Origin of the sequence: Egicoccus sp. AB-alg2 (assembly GCF_041821065.1) — a bacterium.
Lineage (GTDB): Bacteria > Actinomycetota > Nitriliruptoria > Nitriliruptorales > Nitriliruptoraceae > Egicoccus.
On record NZ_JBGUAX010000004.1, the window covers coordinates 444,217 to 461,509 of the forward strand.

The following is a 17,293-nucleotide window of genomic DNA, read 5'->3' on the forward strand; positions in this document are numbered from 1 at the left end:
GCGCGAACCTCCCGGCCCGGGAGGTTCTTGCGTAGGAGGGGCCGCGACGCCGGGCGACCCGGCGGCTGGGCCAACGCAGGAGACAAACGCATGTCGGGTGGGAAGCACGAGGGCACGGCGTCCGCCGAACGGGTCACGGGCGCACAGGCCGTCATCAAGAGCCTCGAGGCGCTCGGCGTCGACGTCGTCTTCGGCTATCCCGGTGGCGCCATCATGCCGGCCTACGACCCGCTGATCGAGGCCGACCTCACGCACGTGCTGGTGCGGCACGAGCAGGGCGCCGTGCACATGGCCGAGGGGTATGCGCAGGCGACCGGTGAGGTCGGCGTCTGCATCGTCACCTCGGGGCCGGCGGCGACCAACCTCGTCACGGGCCTCGCGGACGCGCACATGGACTCGATCCCGGTGCTGGCCATCACCGGCCAGGTGGCGCGCAGCGCGATCGGCTCCGACGCCTTCCAGGAGGCGGACGTGACCGGCATCACGATGCCGATCACGAAGCACAACGAGCTGGTGCAGAGCCCCGAGCGGATCGCGTCGGCGATCAAGGAGGCGTACCACGTCGCGCGCTCCGGGCGTCCCGGGCCGGTGCTGGTCGACATCCCCAAGGACGTGCTCAACGCGACGTTCACCTGGTCGTGGCCGGAGCGGGTGGACCTGCCCGGTTACCGGCCCACGGTCCGGGGCCACGGCAAGATGGTGCGCGAGGCGCTGCAGCTGATCGCCGCGGCCGAGCGTCCCGTGATCTATGCCGGCGGCGGGCTCGTGCGCGCCGGCGCGGGTGACGAGCTCTACGAGTTCGCGACCCGGCTCGGCCTGCCGGTCGTGACCACGCTGATGGCGCGCGGCGTCTTCCCGGACACGCACGAGCTGGCCGTCGGGATGCCGGGCATGCACGGGCACTACGCCGCCGTGAAGGCGTTCCAGGAGGCCGACCTGCTCGTCACCCTCGGTGCCCGCTTCGACGACCGCGTCACCGGCGACCTCGACGCCTTCGCGCCGCACGCCAAGGTCATCCACGTCGACGTGGACCCGGCCGAGATCGGCAAGAACCGGGTGGTCGACGTCCCGATCGTCGGCGACGTCAAGGTGGTGCTCGGGCAGCTGCTCAAGGTGCTGGACGACCGGGACGGCGACGCCGCCTTCACGCCGGACTGCGCCGGCTGGCGCACCCACCTCACCGCCCTCAAGGACGACCACCCGCTGCGCTTCGAGCAGCCGGCCACCGGCGTGCTCAAGCCCCAGACCGCCGTGCGCGCCATCTACGACACGTGGGGAGACGACGCGGTGTACGTGGCCGGCGTCGGTCAGCACCAGATGTGGGCCGCGCAGCACATCCCCTACACGCGCGGGCGGCAGTGGATCAACTCCGGCGGGCTCGGGACGATGGGGTTCGCGGTCCCGGCCGCCATCGGCGCCAAGGTCGGGGTCGGGCCCGACACGCCGGTCGTGGCGGTCGACGGTGACGGCTGTTTCCAGATGACGTTCCAGGAGCTGGCCACCGCCGTGCAGCACGACATCCCCGTCGTCTTCTGCGTGATCAACAACGGCTACCTCGGCATGGTCCGCCAGTGGCAGCACCTGTTCTACGACGACCGGCTCTCCCAGGTGGCGCTCCCGCAGGACTGCCCGGACCTGATGAAGATCGCCGACGCGTACGGCATCCCCGGCTTCCGGGTCCAGTCGGTCGACGACCTCGACACGGTGCTGGCCAAGGCGCGCGAGATCACCGACCAGCCCGTGTTGGTCGAGTTCCGGGTCGACCCCGACGAGATGGTCTTCCCGATGGTCCCCAGCGGGGCCAGCAACGACGACATCCTGGAGTCCGCCGAGGAGTGGCGGGCCCGCCTCGCCGAGACCGGCCAGTAGAGGGAGCCGCACCGATGCACCGCCACACCCTGTCCGTTCTGGTCGAGAACAAGCCCGGCGTGCTCACCCGCATCGCCGGCATGTTCGCCCGGCGCAACTACAACATCCACTCGCTGGCGGTCGGCCCGACCGACGACCCGCGGGTGTCGCGCCTGACGCTGGTCGTCGGCACCGAGGCGGTCCAGCTCGAGCAGATCGTCAAGCAGCTCAACAAGCTCGTCCACGTCCTCAAGATCGTCGAACTGGCCGAGGACGAGTCCGTCCAGCGCGAGCTGCAGCTGGTCAAGGTGGCCGCCGACGGCGCCACGCGCAGCCAGATCATCGAGCTCGCCGACGTGTTCCGCGCCAAGATCGTCGACGTCGACCACGACTCGATCACGATCGAGGCGGCCGGCAACCCCGGCAAGCTCGAGGCCATGGTCGAGCTGCTCGAGCCCTACGGCATCCGGGAGATGGTCCGCTCGGGAACCATCGCGCTGGCCCGTGGCGCCAAGTCCATCACGGACGGGTCCAAGGTCCGCATGCAGCGGGTGGTGTGACCCGCACGCTCAGGCGAGCGGCAGTTCGACGCGGAAGCAGGCACCGCCGTCGGGGTGGTCGAAGGCCGACAGCTGACCACCCACCCGCCGCATGAGGTCGGCGGCGGTGGCCAGCCCCAGGCCCGTGCCGGAGACGTCCCGGCGTCCTCGCACGAACGGCGAGAACAGGGCGTCGGCGTTTCGCCCCAGCCCGTGTCCGTGGTCGCGCACGTCCAGCACGGCGCGCCCGGCGCGGGTCCGGCCGGTGATCTCCACCGGGCCGGCGCCGTAGCGCAGCGCGTTGTCGACGATGTTGGTCAGCACCCGCGCGACGGCGCCGCGGTCGACGAACGCCTCCAGCTCGTAGGGCACCAGCACGCGCACCCGCCGGTCGGGGTCCTCGACCACATCGGCGACCTCCTTCGCGAGCGGCTGCAGCGCGACCACCCGAGGGTCCAGCGGTGCCTGGCCCGTGCGCGCGTGCTCGACCGCCGCCGTCAGCGTGTCGGACACGCGCTCCAGGGAGGTGGTGGCACGCGCCAGCAGTTCGCGCAGTTCGTGAGGGACGTCGTCGCTCAGTGTGCGCCGCAGCAGGTGCATGGCCCCGACCGCCGAGGCCAACGGGGTCCGCACGTCGTGCGCGAGCCGTGCCACCACCTCGGCGCTGCTGGGCGCGGCCGGCTCCGGGCGCGCGATGCGGCGCTCGTCGGTGGCCCCGTCGGGCACGACGCCGGTGGCGGCATCCTCGAGGGCGGCCAACAGCGCGCGCGGCGCCAGCCCCTTCTCCAGGTAGGCGTCGGCGCCCGCCGCACGGGCGCTGCTCGCCGCACCACCGGCGGCGAACCCGGACAGCACCACCAGGCGCGCCTCGGGCAGCGAGCGGCGCAGGTGCGGCAGGGTCTCCAGCCCGTCCATGACCGGCATGGACAGGTCCAGCAGCACGAGATCCGGATGGTGCTCCGCCGCCAGTTCGACCGCGGCGCGGCCGTCGGCGGCCTCGGCGACGATCTCGTAGCGTCCGCTGCGCTCCAGCACGGCGCGCAGCAGCGAGCGCAGCGGTGCCTCGTCGTCGACCAGCAGGGTGCGGGTCCGCGCGAGCGGTTCGGGCAGGCTCGTCATGTCGGGCTCCGCCGGAGGCCGCCGCGGGTCATGGTCGCGGTCGACGCGGTCTCGTCGCCGACGAGTGACGTCACGATGTTGCGGGACGCGTCGAGGCCCCGTTCGAGCGCGCGCATGCCCGCTTCCTGCTCACCCAGCTCGAACGCCAGCTTCGCCGTCGCCAGCTGCTGCACCACCTCGTCGTGGATCATCAACGCCTCGGTGCGACGCGTGGCGAGGTCCTCGAAGACGGCAGCGCCGCGGACCAGGGCCGGGAACCGGCCACGCAGCAGCCAGTACCGGATGGCGATGACGGCGGTGGCCCCGTCCGCGAGCAGCAGCGGCACCGGGTAGACGTGGCCGCCGGCCGACATGTGTCCGGGCGAGGAGACCAGTTGCACGAGATGGCCGAGGTGACCGGCCGAGCAGGTCAGGAAGATCAGCCCCGTGGCCACCGCCAGCGGGTTGGACCGCCAGCTGCGGGTGCGGTGGACGCCCAGCAGGATGTGCGCCGCGATCGACAGATAGGCGACGGAGACGATGCCGTTGGCCAGGACGGCCAGATGCCAGCGTTCCACGACAGCCTCCGAACGGTGGATCGGCGCGGTGCTCAGTAGGGTGTTCGGTCGCCGGGCCGCCGGGGACTCCCGTCGGCGACCCGAGGAGGAGCGATAGCCATGCAGCCGGTCCCTGCCGCCATGCCACCCGAGCGGCTGCTGCTCGGTCCCGGCCCGAGCCCCGTGCATCCACGGGTGCTCGAGGCGCAGGGGCGGGGCACCGTCGGGCACCTCGATCCCTTCGCCTTCGAGGTAGCCGAGCAGATCGCGGGCATGCTGCGCACGGTCTTCCGCACCCGAAATCCGTTGACCCATGCCGTCTCGGGGACCGGATCGGCCGCGATGGAGACCGCGGTGCTCAACCTGGTCGAGCCGGGTGACACCGTCGTCGTCGGGGTCAACGGGGTGTTCGGGGGACGGATCGCCGACATGGCCGGCCGCGCGGGCGCCGACGTGGTCGTGCTGGAGGAACGCTGGGGGCGGGCCATCCCGCCCGAGCGCGTGGAGTCCGCGGTGCGCGCGCACCCGGAGGCCAAGCTCGTGGCGCTGGTGCACGGGGAGAGCTCGACCGGGGTGCAACAGCCGCTCGAGGAGGTGGGCGCGCTGCTGCGCGACACCGACACGTTGTTCGCGGTGGACGTCGTCGCCAGCCTCGGCGGGGTGCCGGTGGAGGTCGACGCCTGGGGGATCGACGCCGCGTACGGCTGCACCCAGGCGTGCCTGTCGGTCCCGCCCGGACTGGGGCCGATCACGTTCTCGCCCAAGGCCGAGGCGGCGATGGCGGCACGGCGGACCACCGTCCGGTCCTGGTACCTCGATCTGGCCGGGGTGCGCCGCTGGTGGGGATCCGAGCGCGCCCACCACCACGCGGTCCCGGTCAACGCGCTGCTGGGTCTGCACGAGGGCCTGCGCCTGGTCCTGGAGGAGGGTCTGGAGACCCGCTGGGCCCGGCACGCCGAGGTGGGACGACTGTTCCAGGAGCACGTGCAGGACCGTGACGCCGTGCTGCTCGCCGACGCAGCCCACCGGCTGCCGCACCTGACGGCGCTGGCGTGGCCGGAGACGATCGACGCGACCAAGCTGCGCCACCGCCTGCTGGAGGCCCACGGCATCGAGGTCGGCGACGGGCTCGGCGAGCACGCGGGCCGCGCCTGGCGTGTGGGGTTCATGGGCGAAGGGGCCCGCCACGACCTGGTGGACCGGCTGCTCGACGCCGTCGACGAACTGCTCGAAGGATGAGCCAGCCCGCACCGCCCCAGCACCTGACCTGGAAGTGGCGGCTGATCGCCGCCGTCATCATCGGCGTCGTGAACGCCTGCCGGTGGCGGGTCCGGGTGCAGGACCTGCACCACGTGCCTCGCGCGGGCGGTGCGGTCCTGGCCTTCAACCACCACAGCTACCTCGATTTCATCATGGTCGCGTGGGGGCCGGTGCGGCGCCTGCGCCGGCCGATCCGGTTCCTCGCCAAACGTGAGATCTGGGCCAGTCGCTGGCTGGGCTGGCTCGTGCGCGCCGCCGAGGCCGTCCCGGTCGACCGCGGTTCGACGTCGGCCCGTGCCGGTGCCTTCGACGCCGCCGCCGCCGCACTGCGCAACGGCGACCTGGTCGCGGTCGCCCCGGAGCAGACCATCTCCCCGTCGTTCGACCTGCTGCCGTTCCGGACCGGCGCGGTCCGGATGGCGCAGGGCTCCGGTGCGCCGATCGTCCCGGCGATCGGCTGGGGTTCGCAGCGGATCGCGACGAAGGGCCGCAGGCCGCGGCTCGCCCCCGGCACGCCCGTCGTGGTGCGCTTCGGTGAGCCGCTCCACGTGGCCCCGGACGAGGATCCCGTCGCCGCGACCGAGCGGCTGCGGGTGGCGATGGCCGACCTGCTCGACCGCGTGCAGCGCGAGTACGAGCACGGTACGCCCGCGAGCGCGTGGTGGGTGCCCGCCCGGCTCGGCGGCTCGGCACCACCGCACGACGAGGTGCTGCGCGTGCACGAGCAGCGGACGCGACGCTGGAACGGCGACCAGCCACCGTCGCCCACCTGAGCGCCGGGCTCAGCCCAGGGCGGCGATGGCGTCGGCCTGGGTGACCGTGCGCCGGGCCTCCTCGACGTGCAGGTGCTCGATCATGCGGCCGCGCACCGTGACGACACCGCCGCGGCCGGCCGCCTGGGCGGCCTCCCACGCCTCGATCACCTCGCGGGCGTCGGCGACCTCCGACGCCGAAGGCGCGAAGACGCGATTGCACGTCTCCAGCTGCTTCGGGTGGATCAGCGTCTTGCCGTCGAAGCCGAGCTCGCGGCCCTGCCGGCACTCCGCCTCGAAGCCCTCGGCGTCGTCCAGGTCGTTGAACACCCCGTCGACGATCACCTTGCCGGCGTCACGGACGGCCAACAGCGCCCACGCGAGCGCCGGCAGCAGCGGTCCGCGACCGGCGACACGCCCCGCCCGCAGTTCCTGCACGAGGTCGTTGGTGCCCATCACGAAGCCGGTCAGCCGCTCCGAGGCCGACACGATCTCCGTGGCGCGCACGATCGCGGACGGCGTCTCCAGCATCGCCCACAGGCGGGTGTGGTCGGGTGCCCCGGCCGCGTCCAGGGCGGCCTCGATACCGCGCACGTCCTGCGCCGAGCCGACCTTGGGGACCAGGACCGCGTCCGGACCCGCCGGCGCGACGGCCTGCAGGTCGGACGCGAACCAGGCGGTGTCCAGGCCGTTCACCCGTGCGACCAGCTCGCGGTGGCCGTAGTCCCCGCTGGCGAGCGCCGCGGCGACCCGGTCGCGGGCGGCGGGTTTGTCGTCGGGGGCGACGGCGTCCTCGAGGTCGAGGATCAGCGCGTCCGCCGCCAGTCCCTTGGCCTTCTCCAGGGCGCGTTCGTTCGCGCCCGGCATGTACAGCACGCTACGGCGGGGGCGGTAGACGTCGCTCACAGCCCGTACACCTCCGCGAGCTCCGGGTCCCGTTCGGCGAGGCCGCGGGCCAGGTCGAGCACGACCTGGCACTGCTTGTAGGTCGCGTCGTCCTGCATCTTGCCGTCGAGCATCACCGCACCCGTGCCGTCACCCATGGCCTCGACGACCCGCTTCGCCCAGGCGACCTCGTCCGGCTCGGGGGAGAAGACCTTCTTCGCGATGTCGATCTGCACCGGGTGCAGGCTCCACGCCCCCACGCAGCCGAGCAGGTAGGCGTTGCGGAACTGGTCCTCGCAGGCGACCGTGTCCTTGATGTCCCCGAAGGGACCGTAGTAGGGCAGGATCCCGGCGAGGCCGCAGGCATCCACCATCCGTGCCACCGTGTAGTGCCACAGGTCCTGCTGGTAGGTCGCACGGGGTGCCTCGACGTCGTCGCCGGCCGGGTCCTCGCGCACCAGGTAGCCGGGGTGGCCGCCGCCGACCCGGGTGGTCTTCATCCGTCGGTCGGCCGCGAGGTCGGCCGGTCCCAGCGACAGGCCCTGCATGCGCGGCGAGGCGAGGCAGATCTCCTCGACGTTGGCGACCCCGCGGGCGGTCTCGAGGATGGCGTGGAGCAGGATCGGGCGCTGGAGGCCGACGCGCGCCTCGAGCTGGGCGAGCAGCCGGTCGGCGTAGTGGACGTCCTCGGCGCCCTCGACCTTCGGCAGCATGATCACGTCGAGCACGTCGCCGATCTCCGTGACCAGCGTGGTGAGGTCGTCGAGGACCCACGGCGAGTCCAGCGCGTTGACGCGCGTCCACAGCTGCGTGCCGGACGCGGCCCAGGCCCGGCCGACCTCGACGAGCCCCGCGCGGGCGGCCTCCTTGCGGTCCGCGGCCACGGCGTCCTCGAGGTTGCCGAGCAGCACGTCCACCCGCGGTGCCAGGTCGGGGACCTTGGCGACCATCTTCTCGTTCGACGGATCGAAGAAGTGGATCATCCGTGAGGGCCGGAACGGGATCTCCCGCAGCGGCTCGGGCGCCCCGATCGCGAGCGGTTGGAAGAAGTCCTTCGGACTGCGCATGGCGCCTCCTCGAGTCAGCCGCGACGAACCGACGCCGGCCGTGCCGCCGGACGTGACGCCGTGTCGTGCACGGACGCTAGGTCTGCCGCTGGGCCGCACCGAAATCGCCGGGGCGTCCGTTCGGGCGGCCGACGGTTTGGAGGCGGAGCCGTCGTCGGACCACGATGCCACCCCGTCGCGCCGTCAACGGACCAGGAGAGGGCCGCATGCCGACCGAGGACTTCGGACGTTTCTTCGACGACTTCGAGGTCGGTGACGTCTACAAGCACTGGCCGGGCAAGACGATCACGCAGGCCGAGGACATCCTCTTCTGCTCGATCACGATGAACCAGCATCCGCTGCACAGCGACGACAACTACGCCGCGGCCGCGACCACCCACGGCAAGGCGATGGTGGTCGGCAACCTCGTGTACTCGATCGTGCTCGGCCAGTCGGTGCCGGACGTGTCCGGGCGTGCGATCGCCAACCTGGAGATCGAGTCGCTCAAGCACGCCAATCCGACCTTCCACGGCGACACGATCTACTCGGAGACGGAGGTCCTGGAGAAGCGTGCGTCGCAGTCGAAGCCCGACCGCGGCATCGTGAAGGTCCGGACGATCGGCTACAAGCAGGACGGCACGGTGGTGTGCGAGTTCACCCGCAAGGTGCTGATACCCAAGCGCGGTCACGGCTTCGACGGCCAGCCCGGCCGCCCCGAGCCGCGCGAGGGCTGATCGAGCGGGTCGGCCTCACCGGCCCCGGGACGGCGAGCACATGGGACACGGGCCGGCCGGACGTCACGTCGGGATCGTCGGTGCGGGGATTCTCGGGCTCGCGTTCGCCCGTGAGCTGCAACGACGCCACCCCGGCGTCCGGGTCACGGTGCTGGAGAAGGAAGCCGACGTCGGCCGTCACCAGACCGGCCACAACAGCGGCGTGGTGCACGCCGGCATCTACTACGAGCCCGGTTCGCTGAAGGCACGCCTGTGCCGGCGCGGCATGATGCTGCTGAAGGCGTACTGCGAACGGCACGGCCTGGCGTACGACGAGTGCGGGAAGCTGATCGTGGCCGCCAGCGCCGACGAACGCCCGGCGTTGGAGCAACTGCTCGCTCGCGGCCGGGCCAACGGCGTCCCCGGTCTCGTGCTGGTTCCGGGCGAACGCATCCCGGAGTTCGAGCCGCACGCCGTCGGCGTGGCCGCCATCCATTCACCACGGACGGCCGTCGTCGACTTCGCCGAGGTGGCCCGCTCGCTCGTGCGCGGCGTCGTGGAGCGGGGCGGGGCGCTGTGCACCAGCTGCGAGGTGCGTGCGATCGACCAGCGCGCCGACCAGGTCCGGGTCGGCACCAGCCTCGGCGGGTTCGCCTTCGACCACCTCGTCGTGTGCGCGGGACTGGCCGCCGACCGCATTGCCCGTCTCGCCGGTGACGGCGAGGATCCCCGGATCGTGCCCTTCCGCGGCGAGTACTACCGCCTGCGCCCGCCGGCGAGACCGCTCGTCCGCGGCCTGGTGTACCCCGTGCCCGACCCGGCCTTCCCCTTCCTGGGCGTGCACCTGACCAGGCGGGTGGACGGCGAGGTCCTCGTCGGCCCGAACGCCGTCCTCGCGTTCGCCCGTGAGGGCTACCGCTGGCGCGACGCCCGGCCCGCCGACCTCCTGGACACGTTGCGGTGGCCCGGCTTCCAGCGGCTGGCCGCCCGCTACTGGCAGCCGGGCGCCCAGGAGATCCGCCGCAGCCTCAGTCGCCGGCGGTTCGTCGCCGACGCCCGCCGCTACGTCCCCGCACTGACGGAGGAAGACGTGGTGCGCGCCGAGGCCGGGGTGCGGGCCCAGGCGGTCGCCCGCGACGGCCGGCTGGTCGACGACTTCCGCTTCTCCTCGGTCGGGCGGGTCCACAGCGTGCGCAACGCCCCGTCGCCCGCGGCCACGTCGTCGCTGGCGATCGCGGAACTGATCGCCGGCGCGGTCGAAGAGCGGCTCGGCTGGTCCGCGGTCTGACCGCTCGCGCGTCCTCACGCCTCGGCGCGGCCGACCCCTGCGCGGCCCGACCCGGGCACGGCCCGCCCCTCGGCGCGAGCGACCGCGGGCCGACGCCGTCGTGGCCGCCGGGACCCGCCTACGAGTACCGTGCCGCCATGACGATGCCTGCTCCCGCCACCGCTGCCGACCCGACCGGCACCGGGCCGATGGTCCTGGCCCGCGGCCTGGTCAAGCGGTTCGGCGACTTCACCGCCGTCGCCGGTATCGACGTCGAGGTGGCCCCGGGGGAGGCGTTCGGGTTCCTCGGCCCCAACGGCGCCGGCAAGTCCTCGACGATGCGCATGATCGGCGCGGTCTCGCCGGTCACGGAGGGCACCTTGCGCGTCCTCGGACGCGATCCGGCCACCGACGGTCCGGAGATCCGCGCCCGCCTCGGCGTCGTGCCCCAGGAGGACGCGCTGGACCTCGAGCTCACCCTCGAGGAGAACCTGCTGATCTACGGGCGGTACTTCGACCTGCCCCGGCGGGTGCTGCGCGAGCGCATCGGCGAACTGCTGGACTTCGTCCAGCTCACCGACCGCCGCGCGGCCAAGGTCGACTCGCTCTCCGGCGGCATGAAGCGCCGGCTGGTGATCGCCCGCTCGCTCATCAACGACCCGGAACTGGTCCTGCTCGACGAGCCGACGACCGGCCTGGACCCGCAGGCGCGCCACGTGCTGTGGGACCGGCTGTACCGGCTCAAGCAGCGCGGCGTCACGCTCATCCTCACCACGCACTACATGGACGAGGCCGAGCAGCTCTGCGACCGGCTGGTGGTCATGGACGGCGGCCGCATCGTGGCCGAGGGCTCGCCGCGCGAGCTGATCCAGACGCACACCTCACGGGAGGTCGTGGAGCTGCGCTTCCCGGTCGGGGCACAGGAGGCCGCGCTGGAACGACTCGACGGGCTCGGCGACCGGCTCGAGGCGCTGCCCGACCGCGTGCTGCTGTCCACCGACGACGCCGACGCCACGCTCGCCGAGGTGTTCGGGCGTGGCCTGACGCCGGCGGCCACCGTCACCCGGCGCAGCACGCTCGAGGACGTGTTCCTGCACCTCACCGGCCGCCGGCTGGTCGACTGATGGCGCGGCCGGTCACCCTGCGGGTCGTCGAGGGACACGCCCGCCACTACAAGCACACCTGGCGCGGCACGTCGTTCTCGACGCTCGTCACGCCGGTGCTGTTCCTCAGTGCCATGGGGCTGGGGCTCGGCAGCCTCGTCGACGCCGGCCGGTCGGACGCGCTGGGCGGGCTGGACTACCTGACCTGGTTGGCGCCGGGGCTGTTGGCCGGTGCGGCCATGCAGAACGGTGCCGGCGACGGGTCCTTCCCGGTCATCGCCGGCATCAAGTGGCTGAAGACCTACGACGCGGCGCTGAACACGCCGGTCCGTCCGGCCGACCTCGCGCTCGGCAACCTGGTGTGGGCGACGCTGCGGGCCACGGCGGCGGCGGTCGTCTACGTGCTGGTCGCCACCGCGTTCGGCGCGATGCACCTCGGGCGCGGGCTGCTGGCCGTCGTCCCGGCCGTGCTCACCGCCGCCGGGTTCTGCGCCGTCATCAGCGCCGTCACGGCGCAGCTCCGGACCGAGCAGGGGCTGTCGGCCATCCAGCGCTTCCTCGTGGTGCCGCTGTTCCTGTTCGCCGGCACGTTCTTCCCCGTGTCGCAGCTGCCCGATCACATCGAATGGGTCGCGTGGCTGGTGCCGCTGTGGCACGGCGTGGAGCTCGCCCGGGCGCTCGCGCTGGGCACCACCCCCGCCGCGCCCTGGCTCCTCCACGCCGGCGTCGTCGTCGGGTTCCTCGCGGTCGGGGTCGTCGCCAGCGTCGTCAGCTTCGGTCGCCGGCTGCACCGATGAGCACGCCGACCGCCCCCATGCGCGAGCCGGCACCGGCGACCCCGGGCCGGTCGCGGACGCTGCCGCTGCGCACGACGCCGCCGATCCTGCTCGGCCGCGGGGCCCGCCTGGTCGAACGCAACGTGCTGGCCTACCGCCAGGCGTGGCTCGTGTTCGTCAGTGGCCTGGTCGAACCGGTCTTCTACCTGTTCGCGGTCGGCGTCGGCATCGGCGGCCTCGTCGGTGACGTGCCCGGCCCCGACGGGCAGCCGGTGCCCTACGGGGTGTTCGTCGCCCCCGCGCTGCTGGCGTCGTCGGCGATGAACGGCGCCGTGCTCGAGTCCACGTTCAACGTCTTCGGCAAACTGAAGTGGGGCAAGCTCTACGACGCCGTGCTGGTCACCCCCATGGAGCCGCGCGACATCGCGGTGGGCGAACTGACCTGGGCGCTGCTGCGCGGCGGCGTCTACGCCTGCGGCTTCCTGGTCGTGGCCTGGCTCAGCGGGCTGGTCGTCTCGCCGTGGGCGGTCCTGGCGCTGCCCGCCGCCGTGCTGATCGGCTTCGGGTTCGGCGGCATCGGCCTGCTCGTGACCACGTATCTGAAGTCGTGGCAGGACTTCGACCTGATCACGATGGCGCTGCTGCCGCTGTTCCTGTTCTCCGCCACCTTCTACCCGATCGACGTCTACCCACCGGCGCTGCAGCCGATCGTGCTGCTCTCGCCGCTCACCCACGGCGTCGAACTGGTGCGCAGCCTTATGCTGGGTGACCTCCGGCTCGCGCTGCTGGGCCATGCCGCCGTCTTCGTCGTCCTCGGACTGGTCGGCCTGAGGATCGCGACCCGCCGCTTCGCCGCACTCCTGCTCAAATGACGCCCGGCCCCGATGCTGGAGCAGCACCATGAGCGACGTCGAGGTGACCGCCGCCGTCGGCGTGCGGCACCGCACCCGCGAGGTACGCGAGCGCGAGGAACGCGAGTGGCTCTCGGCGATCGCGACCCGCTCCGCCGACACGCGCGGCCGCGACCACCACGAGCCCGAGGACGCCCACCGCACCGCCTTCGAACGCGACCGTGACCGCATCCTGCACAGCAAGGCGTTCCGGCGGCTCAAGCACAAGACCCAGGTGTTCCTCAACCCCGACGGCGACCACTACGTCACCCGGCTCACGCACACGCTGGCCGTCGCCCAGGTCGGACGCTCCATCGCGTCCGCCCTCGCGCTCAACGAGGCCCTGACCGAAGCCATCTGCCTCGGACACGACATCGGGCACGCGCCCTTCGGCCACACGGGCGAGACGGCGCTGACCCCCTACGTGGATGGGGAGTGGCAGCACGCCATCCACGGCGTGCGGGTGGTGGAGAAGCTCGAACCGCTCAACCTCACCCTCGAGGTCCGCGACGGCATCAGCCAGTCGTCGTGGAAGAACGACCCGCCACCGTTCACCCCCGAAGGCTGGATCTGCCGCTACGCCGACCGCATCGCCTACCTCGCGCACGACGCCGAGGACGCCATCCGGGCCGGCGTCATGCACGCCGACGACGTGCCCTCCCGCTTCCGTGCGGTGTTCGGTGCGCCCGGCCGGGACTGGATCGACACCATGATCGGCATGGTCGTCGCCGCCTCCGTCGACGCCGGCCGCGTCACCATGGAGCCCGACCACCTGCGGACCATGAACGACCTGCGCAGCTGGATGTTCGACCACGTCTACCTGCGCCCGGAGGCGCGTCGACACTCCGAACGTGCCGTCCGGGTCATCCGCGACCTCGTCGAATGGTTCGCCGCACGACCCGGCGAGATCCCCGCCGCCTACCGCCTGCCCGGCTCCACGGACCTGCAGGCGGCCGTCGACTACGTCGCGGGCATGAGCGACAAGTACGCCATGCGCCTGCACGACCACCACTTCCGCCCCGCCGGGCTCTATTGAGATTGCCGCCGGTTCCTCTGATCTGCCGTCGCCGGTTCCTCGATGACCTTGGCGCGGGCCGACCGCCCGGTGCGGTCGAACCGTCACCGGCGACCTTCGCCTCGCCGGTCCCGGTCAGCGGCAGCTCGCGCCCCGCCTGGCCGAACCGTCACCGACGGCGGGCGGTGATCATCGCGGCGCCACCGCCGGCCAGCACGGCCATCGCCACCGCCAGCGTGACGATCACGCTCGTCGGCGGACCGGCGGCCGCTGCGGGCGTGGTCCCGGCCGACGCGTCCACGTTGACCAGGACCGCCGGCAGCACGCCGTCCACTTCGTGCGGGATCTCGCCGACCCAGGCCAACTGCTCGCCGGCCGCGCAGTCCTGGACGACGGGCAGGTAGCGCTGCTGACCGTCCAGGTCGGCGTCCGCCGTCACCTCGAGGTCGAGGAAGATGGTCTCCAGCGTTCCCTCGGGGTCGTCCGACACCCAGGTCGCGCTGCCGACGGTGCCGTCGGTGTCGAGGTCCGTGGTCAGCGTCCAGCCCGCCGCCGGAGAGGGCACGATCGTGAGGCCGTCGGGACGGGAGACCGTGACGGCCGTGGTGGGCAGCGTCTCCTCGTCGTTCGCCGGGATCGTTCCGTCCGGGCCGCAACCGTGCACCACCACGAGCTGGCTGTCGCTGGCCACGCCAGGCGCCAGGTCGCCGGGCATCAGGCCGGCGTGGGCGACGGCCGGACCGGCGGTGCTCAGCAGCAGGGCGGCGGCGAGCACGGGGAGCAGCAACAGGCGACGCACAGCAGCATCCTTCGGCGAACAGCGTGAGGTCGAAGACGATGCCGTGGCGAGCTCCCGCGGACGCGGGTCGCGCGTCCCCACTTCGCCGGGTCCTCCGGCCCGTATCTCAGATCCGGAAGCACGCGGCCGCGCGGGTACCGTGCGCGCCGTGAACGAGCCCCGCGTCCGTGATGCGACCGCCGCCGACCTGCCGGCGGTCGCGGCGATCTACACCCATTACGTGCTGAACACCACCATCACGTTCAACACGCAGGTGCGGACGCCGAGGCAGTGGATCGAGCGCTTCGAACACGACATCCAGGCCGGGCCCTACCACCTGCTGGTGGCCGAGGTCGCCGGCGTGGTGTCCGGCTATGTGGAGACGCAGCGGTTCCGGCCGAAACCCGCCTACGACCGCTCGCTGGAGCTCTCGATCTACGTCGCGCCCGACACCCAGAGCCGGGGGACCGGGGGCGCACTGCTGGCGGCGCTGTTCGACCGGCTCGCCGACAGCGAGTTCCACCGCCTGTACTCCATCATCGCGCTGCCCAACGAGGCGTCCGTCCGGTTCCACGAGAAGTGGGGCTTCGAGCACCGTGGCACCCTGACGGAAGCCGGACACAAGTTCGGGCGTTACCTCGACGTCGCCTTCTACGAAAGAGCCCTGTGAGCCCGGCCGACGACGCCACGCACGACCACCCGCCGCTCGACCCGACCGAGGTGTTCGAGCGGGCCGGCGGCATGGACGCGTTCGAGCAGCTCGTCGACGCGTTCTACGCCCGCGTGGAGCACGACGAGCTGTTGCGGCCCATGTACCCGGAGGACCTCGAACCCGGCAAGCGCCACCTCGCGCAGTTCCTTGCCCAGTACTGGGGCGCTGGCGACGTGTACTCCTCACATCGCGGCCACCCGCGCCTGCGCATGCGTCACGCGCCGTTCGACGTCACCCCCGAGGCGGCGCTGCGCTGGGCCGACCACATGAGCGCCGCCATCCGTGACCAGCAGTTCCACAGCGACGTCGAGGCACTCCTGCTGGCCTACGTGCAGCGCGCCACGCCGACGCTGATCAACCGGCTCCCCGACGACGTGGTACGCCTGCCGTCCGATTGACGGGCCCGCGCACCACGTGCCTCGGCCAGGCGCGACTCAGGCGCCGGTCGACGGGGCCGGCGCCGTCATGCGTCGCAGCGTCACGTCGCCGGTGGTCGACCGGACGCGCAGGACCAGGTCGGGGGCACCCGGAACACCCTCCGGGGCGGCGTCGAGTTCCGAACGGACCTTCCCGATCGTGCTGCTGAGGTCGAGGTGCAGCCCACGGCCCGGCGGCACGCCGATGTCGACGTTGCCGGTGGTGGCGGTGACCGCCAGCTGACCGTGGTCGGCACAGGCGATCCGCACGTCGCCGGCGGCGGCGGTGATCTTGACGTGCCCACCGACCCTGCCCAGGTCGATCGCGCCCGAGGCGGTGCGGATCTTCACGCCTCCCTCGACGGACACGACGTCCAGCGCGCCGGCCCCCGTGTCGACGTCCAGCGCGCCTCCCACCCGGCCCAGCCGGACGCGTCCGCTGGCGACCCGGACGGCGACGGAGCCGGTCACGTCGCCCAGCGTGACGTCCCCGGAGCCCGTCACCACGTCCACGTTGGCGAGGTCGAGTTGGGCCTGCACCCCAGCGGCGCCCGTGCGGGCCTGCAGTTCGCTGTCCGGCGGGCAGTGGATGGTGACGGCGACGCTGCCGCGGCCGGTCAGCGACCAGACGCCGCTCAGCAGGTTGCGTCCGGGCAGGTGGACGACCAGACGTCGTCGGCCCCGCCCGGACTCCTCCAGACGCACCTCGGCGCGTCGCAGCAGTTCGTCCCCGGCCTCCCCGTGCGGGGTGAGCTCAACGCGCGCGTGGCCGGGTTCGGCAGGCAGGATGCGGACCTGCCCGGCGGTCAGTCGGCAGTCCACCCGCAGCTGACCGGTGATCTCGAAGTTCTGTTCCATGGTGCTCGCTCCTGCTCCTAGCTGCGGGCCCACCCCGTGAGGCGGCTGCCGACGACCGGCGTCGTCGGTGGGCGGTGGACCATGGCGGACAGCCCGCGCACGATCCAGGTGTTGACGGACACGCCGTCACGGTCGGCCGCCTGGGTGACGGCGTCCTTCAGCGACTCCGGCAGACGCAGGGTCAGCCGTGCGTCGCCACCGCTCGGCGGCGGCGGTGGCGCGGCCACCGGTTCGTCGGGAACGGCGACCAGCGTCGCGTCGCGGCCGTCGACGCGGACCTCGATGCGCATGCCGTCGAGTTGCCCGGTGAGCTCCGCGGCCAGGCTGCCGAGCAGGTCGAGCAGAGCGACGCGCATCCCGTCGTCCAGGGCGTCGGCCATCGCGTCCGCGGCCCGTCCGGCCTCGGGAGACAGTCCGGCGAGGGCGCGCAGGCGCTCGCGGACGGTCTCGATCGTGGTGGTGAGCACCGGCTCCTCCTCCGTTCCGGTGGCGGTCGGTGGCGGCACGGCCGGCGCGCTGGCGCGCGGAACGAGGTTCGCCGTCAGCAGCACCTCGTCCCTCCCGGCGCGTGTCCGTCACCGTGCTGTCGAGTTCGACAGCGTTATGACATCACTATGACATCACGCGACTTCACGGTCAAGGGATCACGTCGAGGCTCGGTCAAGGCGTCGACGTCGATCGAGCCGCCGCCACGGGGGAGGTCGGTGTGCGCCGCGGACGGGCGGCACGGTTTCCCTCGTTGCGTGCATGGGCGGGTGCGGCGGGCCGTACGCTGGCGAC

Annotated in this window: 19 protein-coding genes; 12 read left to right on the forward strand and 7 right to left on the reverse strand. The window is 72.5% G+C overall.

Annotation, left to right across the window (positions count from 1 at the left end):
* Positions 1-90 precede the first annotated feature (90 nt).
* The gene (locus ACERM0_RS09630; protein ID WP_373678361.1) at positions 91-1,869 is read left to right on the forward strand and encodes an acetolactate synthase large subunit; all 1,779 of its coding nucleotides are present in this window, start codon (positions 91-93) and stop codon (positions 1,867-1,869) included.
* 14 nt (positions 1,870-1,883) lie between these two features.
* A complete protein-coding gene (gene ilvN / locus ACERM0_RS09635; RefSeq protein ID WP_373678362.1) occupies positions 1,884-2,408 on the forward strand; it encodes an acetolactate synthase small subunit in 525 nt (174 codons plus the stop codon).
* Positions 2,409-2,417: 9 nt separating this feature from the next.
* Here the strand turns inward: ilvN and ACERM0_RS09640 are convergent, their stop codons facing one another.
* Positions 2,418-3,506: a response regulator gene (locus ACERM0_RS09640; RefSeq protein ID WP_373678363.1), complete on the reverse strand. Its 1,089-nt coding sequence runs from the start codon at positions 3,504-3,506 to the stop codon at positions 2,418-2,420.
* Positions 3,503-4,063, reverse strand: coding sequence for a hypothetical protein (locus ACERM0_RS09645; RefSeq protein WP_373678364.1), 561 nt, complete (start codon positions 4,061-4,063; stop codon positions 3,503-3,505). The genes ACERM0_RS09640 and ACERM0_RS09645 overlap by 4 nt, the downstream gene beginning before the upstream one ends.
* A gap of 99 nt (positions 4,064-4,162) precedes the next feature.
* On the opposite strand from ACERM0_RS09645, the gene ACERM0_RS09650 reads away from it, so the two are divergent.
* Positions 4,163-5,281 (forward strand): alanine--glyoxylate aminotransferase family protein, encoded by a 1,119-nt coding sequence (locus ACERM0_RS09650; protein WP_373678365.1) that lies wholly within the window; start codon positions 4,163-4,165, stop codon positions 5,279-5,281.
* Positions 5,278-6,075, forward strand: coding sequence for a lysophospholipid acyltransferase family protein (locus ACERM0_RS09655; RefSeq protein WP_373678366.1), 798 nt, complete (start codon positions 5,278-5,280; stop codon positions 6,073-6,075). The genes ACERM0_RS09650 and ACERM0_RS09655 overlap by 4 nt, the downstream gene beginning before the upstream one ends.
* A 9-nt stretch (positions 6,076-6,084) precedes the next feature.
* Here ACERM0_RS09655 and ACERM0_RS09660 read toward each other — a convergent pair whose 3' ends face one another.
* Positions 6,085-6,960: a CoA ester lyase gene (locus ACERM0_RS09660; RefSeq protein WP_373678367.1), complete on the reverse strand. Its 876-nt coding sequence runs from the start codon at positions 6,958-6,960 to the stop codon at positions 6,085-6,087.
* Positions 6,957-8,006 carry a CoA ester lyase gene (locus ACERM0_RS09665; protein ID WP_373678368.1) on the reverse strand — a complete coding sequence of 350 codons (1,050 nt, stop codon included), beginning with the start codon at positions 8,004-8,006 and terminating at the stop codon, positions 6,957-6,959. Before ACERM0_RS09665 ends, ACERM0_RS09660 begins: the two co-directional genes overlap by 4 nt.
* 206 nt (positions 8,007-8,212) lie before the next feature.
* On the opposite strand from ACERM0_RS09665, the gene ACERM0_RS09670 reads away from it, so the two are divergent.
* The 6 genes from ACERM0_RS09670 to ACERM0_RS09695 all read left to right on the forward strand — a co-directional run bounded on the left by ACERM0_RS09670 (position 8,213) and on the right by ACERM0_RS09695 (position 13,770).
* Positions 8,213-8,719 (forward strand): MaoC family dehydratase, encoded by a 507-nt coding sequence (locus tag ACERM0_RS09670; protein ID WP_373678369.1) that lies wholly within the window; start codon positions 8,213-8,215, stop codon positions 8,717-8,719.
* Positions 8,720-8,759: 40 nt separating this feature from the next.
* Positions 8,760-9,986 (forward strand): L-2-hydroxyglutarate oxidase, encoded by a 1,227-nt coding sequence (gene lhgO / locus ACERM0_RS09675; protein WP_373678370.1) that lies wholly within the window; start codon positions 8,760-8,762, stop codon positions 9,984-9,986.
* A 137-nt stretch (positions 9,987-10,123) separates the two neighbouring features.
* Positions 10,124-11,089 carry an ABC transporter ATP-binding protein gene (locus ACERM0_RS09680; protein WP_373678371.1) on the forward strand — a complete coding sequence of 322 codons (966 nt, stop codon included), beginning with the start codon at positions 10,124-10,126 and terminating at the stop codon, positions 11,087-11,089.
* Positions 11,089-11,865, forward strand: coding sequence for an ABC transporter permease (locus tag ACERM0_RS09685; RefSeq protein WP_373678372.1), 777 nt, complete (start codon positions 11,089-11,091; stop codon positions 11,863-11,865). Before ACERM0_RS09680 ends, ACERM0_RS09685 begins: the two co-directional genes overlap by 1 nt.
* On the forward strand, positions 11,862-12,716 hold the full coding sequence (locus ACERM0_RS09690) for an ABC transporter permease (RefSeq protein ID WP_373678373.1): 855 nt from the start codon (positions 11,862-11,864) through the stop codon (positions 12,714-12,716). The genes ACERM0_RS09685 and ACERM0_RS09690 overlap by 4 nt, the downstream gene beginning before the upstream one ends.
* A 28-nt stretch (positions 12,717-12,744) precedes the next feature.
* Positions 12,745-13,770 (forward strand): HD domain-containing protein, encoded by a 1,026-nt coding sequence (locus ACERM0_RS09695; RefSeq protein WP_373678374.1) that lies wholly within the window; start codon positions 12,745-12,747, stop codon positions 13,768-13,770.
* A gap of 148 nt (positions 13,771-13,918) precedes the next feature.
* On the opposite strand, the gene ACERM0_RS09700 is transcribed toward ACERM0_RS09695, so the two are convergent.
* Entirely contained in the window at positions 13,919-14,548 is a 630-nt protein-coding gene (locus tag ACERM0_RS09700) for a hypothetical protein (RefSeq protein WP_373678375.1), read from the reverse strand.
* 148 nt (positions 14,549-14,696) lie between these two features.
* On the opposite strand from ACERM0_RS09700, the gene ACERM0_RS09705 reads away from it, so the two are divergent.
* Both ACERM0_RS09705 and ACERM0_RS09710 read left to right on the forward strand, forming a co-directional pair.
* Positions 14,697-15,197, forward strand: a complete 501-nt coding sequence (locus ACERM0_RS09705; RefSeq protein ID WP_373678376.1) for an N-acetyltransferase family protein — start codon at positions 14,697-14,699, stop codon at positions 15,195-15,197.
* Positions 15,194-15,637 carry a globin gene (locus ACERM0_RS09710; protein WP_373678377.1) on the forward strand — a complete coding sequence of 148 codons (444 nt, stop codon included), beginning with the start codon at positions 15,194-15,196 and terminating at the stop codon, positions 15,635-15,637. Before ACERM0_RS09705 ends, ACERM0_RS09710 begins: the two co-directional genes overlap by 4 nt.
* Positions 15,638-15,673: 36 nt before the next feature.
* Here the strand turns inward: ACERM0_RS09710 and ACERM0_RS09715 are convergent, their stop codons facing one another.
* Positions 15,674-16,513: a DUF4097 domain-containing protein gene (locus ACERM0_RS09715; RefSeq protein ID WP_373678378.1), complete on the reverse strand. Its 840-nt coding sequence runs from the start codon at positions 16,511-16,513 to the stop codon at positions 15,674-15,676.
* Between the two features lie 17 nt (positions 16,514-16,530).
* A complete protein-coding gene (locus ACERM0_RS09720; protein ID WP_373678379.1) occupies positions 16,531-16,980 on the reverse strand; it encodes a toxin-antitoxin system HicB family antitoxin in 450 nt (149 codons plus the stop codon).
* Positions 16,981-17,293 lie beyond the last annotated feature (313 nt).